This window comes from Hymenobacter cavernae (assembly GCF_014641455.1).
GTDB classification, from domain to species: domain Bacteria; phylum Bacteroidota; class Bacteroidia; order Cytophagales; family Hymenobacteraceae; genus Hymenobacter; species Hymenobacter cavernae.
In genome coordinates this window covers 1,032,416-1,042,116 of record NZ_BMHT01000001.1, presented here as the reverse complement: position 1 = coordinate 1,042,116, position 9,701 = coordinate 1,032,416, and the positions used below count along the sequence as shown (strand labels likewise).

The window sequence follows — 9,701 nt, the reverse complement described above, 5'->3', positions numbered from 1 at the left end:
CTGCCTTCACCGGTGGGAGAGTCGGTCGCCGCCAACCTTTGCTTGTTCTTCAGCCCTGGCTGGTCGCTGCCCTCCGCGCGAACAGTCAGGGCTGAACTCGTTTAGCCCCCCACCCTTCGCTGCGCAACGAAGCGAGTAGGTCAAGTTTCGATGTATGAACCGACAGGCAGCTATATCCAAAATACTGGCCTTTGTTTTTAGCTTTTGTAGTCAACTGATACTGCGAAGCAAATAAGAAGTCACTTGGAATATCTGTCTTGTTGGCTTCTGAACAGTGTAGTTGACCTAGTTCCATTAGGTAATTCTAATTTTTACAAGTTTCAAGTAGATCAACTTGCTTATCAGTGCTTGTATTGTTAAGTTATGCACTGTTGCATCAATAATTAGATTTAGATAATTACAAGCTCATCATTTCTCGGAATAGAGCTGATTGTTTTCGGGAAACTTCCACTTCAGGGCCCTCTTTGAGTTTGATCTTTAGAGTATTGCTAAACCACGGCTCAATATTATCAATCCATTTGAGATTGATGATTTGCTGACGATTCGCCCGAAAGAATATTTTGGGGTCAAGGCGGGCTTCCAAGTGTTGCAAGGTGCGTGGAATAAGTGGTCGGTGTTGCTCAAAGTAGATTTGAGTATAGCTGCCATTGATTTCGAATAGTTTAATGGCTTCTAATCGAACAAACCAGCACCGCTCCCCATCTTTTACAAACACCTGATCAGCTCCAGATAAAGGAGTAGCATTTATCTCAATGGAAGCAGGTGCCCGAGCTAGCAATTGCTGGCGCGCCTTCTCCACGGCTGCTGCTAAGCGAGCTTCCTGAATAGGTTTAAGTAGATAGTCCAAGGCGTTAACCTCAAATGCTTGCAAGGCATAATCAAGGTAAGCCGTGGTAAAGACAACATACGGAGCTGATTCTAGAGATTCTAGCAAGTCAAAGCCATTGCCACCTGGCATCTGAATATCGAGAAATAATAAATCAGGTTGATGCTGTTGGATCTGGTTGTGAGCCTCGTCAATGTTTTTAGCTTCACCTACTACTACTAAGTCTGGAAAGCTTTGGAGCAGATGGCGTAATTCAATGCGTGCTAGACGCGAATCGTCAACCAGCAATACGTTCATGCGATGAAGAAAGGAAGTGTGAGAGGTTTGCAGCATTAGGTGTTGTGACAGCGTGCAATACGAGGGGTAAACGTACCTGAGCCAGCACAGTGTCTAACGTGAGCGGGTCGTTGGTGATGGTTAATTGGGCTTGTTCCCCAAAAAGTAGAGACAAGCGTTCCTGAGCATTGTGTAAACCTAGCCCTTTGTGGCCTACATTGGGTTCGTAACGGCCGGTGTTGCGTACAGTTATGAGCAACGCTTGATTAGCTAACTCTAGATGCGCCGTGAGAGCAATCTTGCCGCCTTGAGGCCGAGGTGCGATGCCATGCTTGATAGCATTTTCAACCAACAGTTGAAGTGTCATTGGCGGGATAAGCGCTTGCAACGTAGCTTCATCTACATCGAGCGAATACGTAAGGCGCTCTTCCAGTTGTACGGCTTCCAACTCTAAGTAGTGCTCTACGATTTCCAACTCGCGGATCAATGGTACCTGCTCGGCGCTGTTGAGCTGAATGGAATAACGCAGCAAATCAGATAGATGTGTAATCATCTGGCGGGCGCGGCCCGGATCTTCCATTACCAAAGCACGGATGTTGTTTAATCCATTAAACATGAAGTGAGGATTGATTTGGGCCTTTAATGTCCGCATTTCTGCTTCACGCACGGCAGCAGTTAGCTTCCACTTATCTACTTCCGCTTGCTTATAGCTGAGCAGATAATGCCAGCCAAAATAAAAGCCTTCCCATAGCCACAGCACAAAGTTGACGTTAAGGGTATACCCAATAAATTGGGCCCATCCGTGAGGCTCTCCATCTCTAACGGGCCGCACCACCCAAATAATAAGCGCCCAAATAATAACCTGACTAAGAACTGATAGGATCAGGTTAGTGAGTAGTAACCGACCTAGCAGCGGCAAAGGAGGAAGCCTCTCCCAGGCATTGGCCCTTATATGGTAGCGTAACCAGTGGGTTAGCGCCAGCAGGGGTATTACAATAGTTACCGTTACCAGCAGGGTGTCGGCCGAAAGTTTACCGAATGCGCCAAAGAGTACCACATTGAAGACTGCGTAGAGGAACCAGCCAAGCAGTTGGGCGCGCCAGTACAAACGACTAGGAGCAGGCGCGGAAGTGTAGGCAAACATAGTCGTTAACTGTTAGTGTAGATGAGCTACTGTAAGGAGATAAGCCTTTTTGTTGTGGCGGTACGAAGTAAGTAGTAACCCCACTAGCAGCAGCAGTGCGCAAGTCATAAAGGCCGGAATGAGGTAGAGGTCAGCGCCCGAGGTGTGTAGACCAATAAGTAGACAACCTATCGGAATTACGCCAGCCATAACGGCGAAAGGTTTAGCATTATAAAACCAAGCGTATGGGAAGAAATGAGCACCTGTAATGATGCCATACGTCATGATAAAATGCTGAGGGTATTTACTGTAGATGAAAATAAGGAAAGGGAAGTAAAACAGTTGCGCGAAATTAAGCCACAGACCGAGCGGTTGAAGTGGATTATGCGTTATCGTCCAGGTGGTGCGAAATACTTTGGAAAGAACCCATGCTAAAGGCAGCATAGTAGCACCCACGAAAAACGTAATAAATCCGTTCTGTGTCGGCGAGTTAGGCAGTGTCCAGACGAAGGCAATAACAGCCCAGACCATACTGGCTGCTACAATGAAGTCGAGCCCGTTCTTTGCCTTTACTGACAACTCAAGCTTCAGCGCAGTAAATTCCTCTTCCAGTAGCATAAGTTCGTGAGGGTTATCGTGAGTAAAAGATGCACATTGATGGCACCTAGCTTTTGAGCAGGCTAGGTGCGCCTCGTCAAACATACTATTTGTGCGCAACGGCTTGCTGCTTCAGGAAAACATCAGTTTGCGCAAAAAACCACTGTGCATCGTCCCACATCAGAAAGTGCTTACCTGTTTCCGACATTTCGATGCGGTGCTGGGGCAGCTTGGCGTATTGTTGCTCGAAGATGGCGCGGGTACTTTCCTTTGTTGAGCCATATTGCTTGTAAGCGGCCCAGGCACCTAGCACCAGCACTGGCTGCTGAATGCGGGCAACATCTTGACGCAAATCGGTCGTGTACAAATCGTACATGGCTTGGGCTACCGTAGCGGGGTCCGAGGTCACGCTCCAGCGAGTCGCCTGGCTGATGCGGGCTGTATCGGTCATCATGCCGGCCGACGTCTGACGAGCCATGGCAATGGTTTGCGTGCTTTGGCTCATCTGCTGACGTAGGCTGGCGACCATGGGCCTAGCCTGTTCAACCGTCATTGCAGGATTTTGCACAGCTGCTAAGAAGGGCAGTGAATCTACGATCACAAGTGGCCCGATGACAGTTGGCTCAATCGTACTCATCCATAAAGCCAAGAAGCCACCTAGGCTGTGTCCTACAAGAATAGGTTTAATAAGCTTTTGCGTGTGAACGTAAGCTAGTAGCTGATCACGTACGTCTTGTAAAAACTGTTGAGAAACAGGCTGCTCAGCTGGCTGCCCGCCGAAACCTGCCAGCGAGATGATATGGCACTGATACTGCCTCTGGTATTTAGCCACCGTTTCGTCCCAGACGGCGCCGGGGCACGTGAGACCCGGAATCAGAAGCATGGGCTGACCTTTGCCGACTACTCGGACTGTAAAGCTAGGATGGTTAGCTGGCCGATCGGCTATAGGAGCAGCTTGAAGGAAGGCAGCTTGGCTGAACACCAGAAGCAGCAGAAGCGGGTAGAGGAGAGAGAAGCGTTTCATAAGAACCTAGGTTTAGGTGATTGATGTCTCAAACCTAGGATTCTCAGTTGGCTAGAGAAAGAAGCTTTCAGGGAGTGGTAAATAGGGCTCCCCCAATGAGCGTAAAACCGGCCGAATGGTAAAAGGCTACTTGGAGAACCTTGTTCCCCAAAAGAGTAAGCTAGCTAAAGTGGGGCAACGCAGTGCTATAAAGCACCAAAAGCCGCTCGATCAGAGCGGCTTTTGAAGTAAGCAGAGGAAGATAGTTATCGTTTAGCTACGGCGGGTGCTGCAGTAGCAGCAACAGCTACATTCGGCTCGTATTTTATCCAGTCGAGCTGACCGGGTTTGCCACCTTCCTTTTTGCGCAGGAAATACACCTTATCGTCATCCTGACGACGGCCAAACGTAACGGAGCCAAAGCAGTCGTCGCACTTGATGTCGCAGTACTTGAACTTGTCTTGGGCTACGCGGCTGGTCAGGCGCAGATTTACAGAGCCACACAGCCCGCAAGCGGGTACATCCGGAAAGCTCAGCTTTTCGTGCTCAGTGAGCAGTTCGTGCAGATCGGTGCCTGTGGCGTTGAAGTGGTAGCTGCGGTTACCAATCTTCTTGGTAATCATCATTTCTAGCATAATAGAAAGAGGTTAGGGAGGAAAATATGAGAACACTAAGATCAACCTTTTAGGTCAATATTGCTAAAAATATTTGCTGATTTTACTAAATATTTGAGCTGAACTTCCGCTGTTGGAAAGGCAACTTTTTGGGGCTATTCGGCCGTATAAAAGAACAGCAGGTTTGCCTAAGTTGTCAAGTTGACCCCTAAGCCAGAGAAGTCAATTTGTAAGTAAGAAAACAGGCCTGCACAACGTAAAATGCTGGCAGCCTCAGGTAGCTATTTATTTTATATTTTTTGCACATCCTCTTATCAGGCTAAACTTGGTGGATTATTTGTGCAATTATCAATACCATTTGTTTTACAGCTACTAAGCAGGATTATGGAGCCAGAAGAAACGTTTTTAGCGAATGCTGCTACCATGATAAAATATGGCAAAAACGAGCTAGAACAGTTTCTGAGCTGGACGGATAGCCGTAAGTCCTATGGTAGCAAAGCCCAAACGCTCGTCAGTAAACTGGAAGAGCTGGCTGCTGAGATGAGCCTATTGCAGAAAGAATACAAAACAGGAGCTTAGCACCGCCGCAGAAGCCATTGCGCGGCTGACCTCATCCAAACCTCCTACATGCAAAACGCCCCTCCTGTGAGGGGCGTTTTGCATGTAGGAGGTTTGATGGGAGCTAATTAGGACTGTTTAAGACGGTGACGGCTGAGGGTCGCTAGGTAAGCCGGCGAGGGCAGATCCGGATCATCGGGGCCAACACGGGCTAGATCTTCAATCTGAACTTCACCATTGATATAAGCCTGAAGGTTGGCGATTACGCCTGGGCCGGGTGGGGTGCCGCTCATCGTGGCAACAGATAAGCCCCATTCAGCATACTTTTGACGTTGGCGGCGGGCAGTAAGTTCATCAGCCGGCAGGTCCGGCGGGAAGGCAGTAAAGTACGATTTGGGCATAAGCGACTAATATAGTTGTATTATCCGAGTCCCAATTGTACAAATGATGTGCCGCTTCCGCGAGGAATAGCGATATTGCTATTTTATCCTTTTAACGGCGCAACAATCAGCAAACCTAGGTAGTAACCAGCCAAGTAATAGCTTCGGCTTCGTTGTCGAAATAGCGATAGGTCATGGGCAAGTCGCGGACGGCCGTGACGACTGTGGCGGTAGCCAGCCGGGCAAATACATCGTGGGCCAGTACCACGGCTCCGCAGCGGTAGCCGCCCTCCAGAATCGTAAGAGGCAGCCACTCGTGAATTACAAACTGTTGCTCGTCAGGGGTGAAGGGCGTCATCAGGCGTTGATCGACCAGCAAACGGCCGTCGCCGCGCCGGGCCAGCAGCCGCGTTGTGTGGCCCAGAAGAGCCTGAAACTCTGCTTTCGTACGCGTACCGCGATGATAGATCAGGCGGGCAAAACCTAAAGGGTCCTCGACTGAGCGGCCTACGCGATTTTCATAGTAAATACGCAAGAAAATAGATAGAAGGATATGTTTGCCTTCGGAGGTAGCGGCACAAAAAGCTAGCCAGCTACTTGTTAGGCTGACTTCTTGACCGCACAGGCATTAGGTAAAAGCCAAGCTAAGTACAGCGCTTAATGCTCGAAATTTCGCTGCATCTAGGTAGTAGTTTATTTCCCGCTACCTTTGGGGCCAGTAAAGGTGGCTGCTCCGATTTATTCGGAAGCAGTCCGAAGAGGGAATCCGGTGTGAATCCGGAACAGTCTCCGCTGCTGTAACTCCATCACAACTCGGCCGACACGACCGGGCCACTGCTTCCGACTGGGAGTGGGAAGGCCGTCGGGCGAGGGAGAAGTCAGAAGACCTGCCTTTGCTACATACCGTTACAGCTTTCGGAAGAAGGGCTTGTCAACTATGCAAAACTCCTCCGCCCACCGGACTGCCGGTGGCCATTCATTCGTATTTTCCGCCTGGAAGCTGCTGGGCGCCAACCTAGCTTTGGCCGGCGTGGGCCTGCTGGGAAGCTGCTCGCAGCCGACGCCGGACACGGCTCCGCAAACGGCTGTTGCTCAACCGCAGGCACTAGGTGCGCAGGAGAAAACTACCATCAAGTACGCCAAAGGCTTTACGATTCAATATGTTGATAACTACAAAGTTGTCAGGGTTCTGAATCCGTTTAAAGACCACACCGACACCGCCCGCTACGTGCTGGTGCAGCGCGGCACTCCCCATCCAGCCGATTACGACAACAGCCAAGTCATTGAAATTCCGATCCGGACGCTGGTGGGCATGTCGTCGATGCACGTTGCGCTGACGGATTTCCTTGACGCCGACGACGTGCTGGTGGGGCTAGGTAGTCTGCAATATGCCTCGGCGCCGGCCGCGCGCAAGCGCATTGCTGAAGGCAAGATCGGTGAATTTGGGCGCGAAAATGCGCTCAATGAAGAGCTGCTCATTACGCGGCACCCCGATTTGGTAATGACGATGGGCAGCCCCGGCGCACCGGTGGAGCGCTACCACACGCTGGCTGAAGCGGGCGTACCGGTGATGGTGAATTCGGAATGGGTGGAAACCACGCCTCTGGCCCGCGCCGAATGGGTGAAGCTGATGGCTGTCTTGCTGAATAAGGAAGATGTTGTCAATCAACGGTTTGGTAAAGTAGAAGCCGAATATCAGCGCCTCACAGCGCTTACGCGCCAATTACTAAAACGTCCGCAGGTACTGACGGGCTTGCCCTTCAAAGACACTTGGTACATGCCCGATGGGGAAAGCTACACGGCGCAATTTTTTCGCGACGCTGGTGGGGCGTACCACTGGGATAAGGAAAGAGCCGCTGGCAGCTTGGCGCTGTCATTCGAGGCCGTGTACCCGGTGGGCTTAACGGCGGATTGCTGGGTGAACACCGGCACCGCCGATACCAAAGCCGATATTCTAGCTCAGGATGCGCGCTACGCCGACTTCCGGCCCTTCAAAACGGGGGCGGTGTACAACAATAATCAGCGCACTAACGCACAAGGCGCCAACGACTATTGGGAGTCCGGCGCGGTGCACCCCGAGGTGGTGCTGGCCGACTTCATAAAGATTCTGCACCCGGAGCTGCTGCCGCAGCACAAGCTGGTGTACTACAAACAGTTAAAGTAATGGACACACTTACGGCTGAGCCGACAGCGGCGCGGGAACACCGCGTGGCACGTCGGCGGCGCTGGCTACTGGCATGTCTGGTGGGATTGGTTGGGCTAGCCTTCCTGCTGGACATCGCCTTAGGCTCGGTGCGCATTCCGCTGCCCGCGGTGGTCGATGTGCTCCTGGGCAAGAGCAGCGGCACTGTGGCCTGGGATTTTATTGTCACCAAAATTCGGGTGCCCAAGGCTATTACGGCTGTGCTGGTGGGTTGTGGCTTGGCAGTCAGTGGCTTGCAGATGCAGACGTTGTTTCGCAATCCGCTCGCCGGGCCGTCGGTGCTGGGCATCACGGCGGGGGCGGGGCTGGGGGTGGCGCTGGTGATGCTGTCGGCGGGCAGCGCGGCGAGCCTCTACGCCATTCAGCAGCTTGGGCTGAGTGGCAGCTGGCTGATTGTGCTGGCCGCTACCCTAGGTGCCGCGTTGGTGATGCTATTGGTACTTGCCATTTCGGCCCGCGTGCGCGACAACGTGGTGATGCTCATTGTGGGCGTGATGATTGGCAACATTACACTGTCGGTGGTGAGCATCTGGCAGTATTTCAGCGCGCCGGAACAGATTCAGGAGTACTTGCTCTGGACGTTTGGCTCGTTGGGCAGCGTCGCTGGGCCGCACTTGGCGGTGCTGGCGGGCGTGGTGCTGGCAGGGCTAGGGCTAGCTTTTGCGTCTTCTAAGCCATTGAATGCCCTACTTCTAGGCGAGAACTACGCGCGCAGCATGGGCCTGACAGTCGGGCGCGCACGGCTTATCATCATTGCCAGCACCAGCCTGCTGGCGGGGAGCATTACGGCTTTTTGCGGACCGATTGGCTTCATCGGTATTGCCGTGCCGCACCTTACCCGCGCCCTGCTCAACACCGCCGACCACCGCCTGCTCATTCCGGGCGCGTGCCTGGTGGGCGCGGCTTTAACGCTGCTCTGCGACTGCCTGGCCCAACTGCCGGGCAGCTCTACGGCTTTGCCCATCAACATTATAACGGCCTTGGTGGGGGCGCCGGTGGTAATCTGGGTTACGCTGCGCCGAACCTTTGTTCGCTCCTCCTTTTCATGATGACGGCTCCGACTCCTTTGCTGGAAATGCAGGCGCTGGTCATCGGCTACAAGCTAGGTCGGGCGGAGCGGAAGCGCGTAGCGGGGCCGCTGAACCTAGCTTTGCAGGCGGGCGAGCTAGTATGTCTGCTCGGGCCGAATGGGGCCGGCAAATCGACGCTGATGCGCACGTTGGCGGGTTTGCAACCGCCGCTAAGTGGGCAGGTGCAAATAGAGCAAATTGATACGCAGCACATTAGCGCGGCCGAGCTGGCCCGCAAGCTCAGCATCGTGCTGACGGACCGCGTAGAAGCCGGCAACCTCACGGTGCAGGAGTTGGTGACCCTAGGTCGCTACCCGCACACGGGCTGGCTCGGCAACCTCACGGCCCACGACCAAGCCATTGTGCGTGAGGCCCTGGCTGCTACCAACACGGCGCAGTTTGCCACGCGCCGCGTAGCAACGCTCAGCGACGGCGAGCGGCAAAAGGTAATGCTCGCCCGCGCCTTGGCCCAGGATACGCCCGTCGTTCTGCTCGACGAGCCCACGGCCCACCTCGACTTGCCCAACCGCGTGCAGCTCATGCGCTTGCTGCACCAGCTCGCCCGCCAAACCCAGAAAGCCATTCTGCTCTCGACTCACGAGCTGGACTTAGCCTTGCAAGCCGCCGACCGCGTGTGGCTTCTGCACGACGAAGGCCAACTGCACGCCGGTGTGCCGGAAGACCTTGTACTGAGCGGCACCTTCGAGGTTGCTTTTGCCCGCGAAGGCCTTGTCTTCGACCAGGCCACCGGCACCTTCACCATTCACAAGCCCGGCACGCGCCTGGTGCGGCTGGACGGCAGCGGCCCGCTGGCTTTCTGGACGCGCCGCGCGCTTCAGCGCGAAGGCTTTATGCTGACGGACGATGAAGCACCGTTGCGCGTGGAATTGCGCGAGCAAAACAGCGCTAGCCAGTGGGTTAGCCATGTGGCCGGACAAATACAGTCACACCATTCCATTGCCGATTTGCTGACTTATCTGCGCACTGTTCCAGACCTAGGTCAAGCCCAACTCTGATTAATCTTCTTTCCTCTTTTTGCTCTTACAATTTG

11 protein-coding genes and 1 riboswitch are annotated in these 9,701 nt (G+C 53.2%); of the genes, 4 read left to right on the top strand and 7 right to left on the bottom strand.

Annotation, left to right across the window (positions count from 1 at the left end):
• Nucleotides 1–397: 397 nt before the first annotated feature.
• The 5 genes from IEX74_RS04370 to IEX74_RS04350 form a co-directional block, all read right to left on the bottom strand.
• A complete protein-coding gene (locus tag IEX74_RS04370; RefSeq protein WP_188811286.1) occupies nucleotides 398–1,123 on the bottom strand; it encodes a LytR/AlgR family response regulator transcription factor in 726 nt (241 codons plus the stop codon).
• Complete coding sequence (locus IEX74_RS04365; protein WP_188811284.1) at nucleotides 1,104–2,246, bottom strand: sensor histidine kinase; 1,143 nt, start codon at nucleotides 2,244–2,246, stop codon at nucleotides 1,104–1,106. The genes IEX74_RS04370 and IEX74_RS04365 overlap by 20 nt, the downstream gene beginning before the upstream one ends.
• A 12-nt stretch (nucleotides 2,247–2,258) precedes the next feature.
• Complete coding sequence (locus IEX74_RS04360; protein ID WP_188811282.1) at nucleotides 2,259–2,843, bottom strand: DUF7010 family protein; 585 nt, start codon at nucleotides 2,841–2,843, stop codon at nucleotides 2,259–2,261.
• Between the two features lie 85 nt (nucleotides 2,844–2,928).
• The gene (locus IEX74_RS04355; RefSeq protein WP_188811280.1) at nucleotides 2,929–3,846 is read right to left on the bottom strand and encodes an alpha/beta fold hydrolase; all 918 of its coding nucleotides are present in this window, start codon (nucleotides 3,844–3,846) and stop codon (nucleotides 2,929–2,931) included.
• A gap of 245 nt (nucleotides 3,847–4,091) precedes the next feature.
• The gene (locus IEX74_RS04350) at nucleotides 4,092–4,460 is read right to left on the bottom strand and encodes a hypothetical protein (RefSeq protein WP_188811278.1); all 369 of its coding nucleotides are present in this window, start codon (nucleotides 4,458–4,460) and stop codon (nucleotides 4,092–4,094) included.
• A gap of 240 nt (nucleotides 4,461–4,700) precedes the next feature.
• On the opposite strand from IEX74_RS04350, the gene IEX74_RS04345 reads away from it, so the two are divergent.
• Entirely contained in the window at nucleotides 4,701–5,018 is a 318-nt protein-coding gene (locus IEX74_RS04345) for a hypothetical protein (protein ID WP_188811276.1), read from the top strand.
• A 107-nt stretch (nucleotides 5,019–5,125) separates the two neighbouring features.
• Here IEX74_RS04345 and IEX74_RS04340 read toward each other — a convergent pair whose 3' ends face one another.
• Together IEX74_RS04340 and IEX74_RS04335 are read right to left on the bottom strand one after the other, a co-directional pair.
• Nucleotides 5,126–5,398 carry a hypothetical protein gene (locus IEX74_RS04340; protein ID WP_188811274.1) on the bottom strand — a complete coding sequence of 91 codons (273 nt, stop codon included), beginning with the start codon at nucleotides 5,396–5,398 and terminating at the stop codon, nucleotides 5,126–5,128.
• Nucleotides 5,399–5,513: 115 nt separating this feature from the next.
• Nucleotides 5,514–5,912, bottom strand: coding sequence for a SpoIIAA family protein (locus IEX74_RS04335; RefSeq protein ID WP_188811272.1), 399 nt, complete (start codon nucleotides 5,910–5,912; stop codon nucleotides 5,514–5,516).
• A gap of 170 nt (nucleotides 5,913–6,082) precedes the next feature.
• Nucleotides 6,083–6,286: riboswitch (cobalamin riboswitch) on the top strand.
• 28 nt (nucleotides 6,287–6,314) lie between these two features.
• On the opposite strand from IEX74_RS04335, the gene IEX74_RS04330 reads away from it, so the two are divergent.
• The 3 genes from IEX74_RS04330 to IEX74_RS04320 are packed head-to-tail and all read left to right on the top strand — an operon-like array spanning nucleotide 6,315 to nucleotide 9,666.
• Complete coding sequence (locus tag IEX74_RS04330) at nucleotides 6,315–7,541, top strand: ABC transporter substrate-binding protein (RefSeq protein ID WP_188811270.1); 1,227 nt, start codon at nucleotides 6,315–6,317, stop codon at nucleotides 7,539–7,541.
• The gene (locus tag IEX74_RS04325) at nucleotides 7,541–8,629 is read left to right on the top strand and encodes an iron chelate uptake ABC transporter family permease subunit (RefSeq protein ID WP_188811268.1); all 1,089 of its coding nucleotides are present in this window, start codon (nucleotides 7,541–7,543) and stop codon (nucleotides 8,627–8,629) included. The genes IEX74_RS04330 and IEX74_RS04325 overlap by 1 nt, the downstream gene beginning before the upstream one ends.
• Nucleotides 8,626–9,666, top strand: coding sequence for an ABC transporter ATP-binding protein (locus IEX74_RS04320; RefSeq protein WP_229755109.1), 1,041 nt, complete (start codon nucleotides 8,626–8,628; stop codon nucleotides 9,664–9,666). The genes IEX74_RS04325 and IEX74_RS04320 overlap by 4 nt, the downstream gene beginning before the upstream one ends.
• The last annotated feature ends 35 nt before the right edge of the window (nucleotides 9,667–9,701 follow it).

What these genes read in the sequence shown, in the direction of transcription:
- IEX74_RS04370 (WP_188811286.1), bottom strand. Translation starts at nt 1,123, where the DNA reads ATGAACGTATTGCTGGTTGACGATTCGCGTCTAGCACGCATTGAATTA.
- IEX74_RS04365 (WP_188811284.1), bottom strand. Translation starts at nt 2,246, where the DNA reads ATGTTTGCCTACACTTCCGCGCCTGCTCCTAGTCGTTTGTACTGGCGC.
- IEX74_RS04360 (WP_188811282.1), bottom strand. Translation starts at nt 2,843, where the DNA reads ATGCTACTGGAAGAGGAATTTACTGCGCTGAAGCTTGAGTTGTCAGTA.
- IEX74_RS04355 (WP_188811280.1), bottom strand. Translation starts at nt 3,846, where the DNA reads ATGAAACGCTTCTCTCTCCTCTACCCGCTTCTGCTGCTTCTGGTGTTC.
- IEX74_RS04350 (WP_188811278.1), bottom strand. Translation starts at nt 4,460, where the DNA reads ATGCTAGAAATGATGATTACCAAGAAGATTGGTAACCGCAGCTACCAC.
- IEX74_RS04345 (WP_188811276.1), top strand. Translation starts at nt 4,701, where the DNA reads ATGCTGGCAGCCTCAGGTAGCTATTTATTTTATATTTTTTGCACATCC.
- IEX74_RS04340 (WP_188811274.1), bottom strand. Translation starts at nt 5,398, where the DNA reads ATGCCCAAATCGTACTTTACTGCCTTCCCGCCGGACCTGCCGGCTGAT.
- IEX74_RS04330 (WP_188811270.1), top strand. Translation starts at nt 6,315, where the DNA reads ATGCAAAACTCCTCCGCCCACCGGACTGCCGGTGGCCATTCATTCGTA.
- IEX74_RS04325 (WP_188811268.1), top strand. Translation starts at nt 7,541, where the DNA reads ATGGACACACTTACGGCTGAGCCGACAGCGGCGCGGGAACACCGCGTG.
- IEX74_RS04320 (WP_229755109.1), top strand. Translation starts at nt 8,626, where the DNA reads ATGATGACGGCTCCGACTCCTTTGCTGGAAATGCAGGCGCTGGTCATC.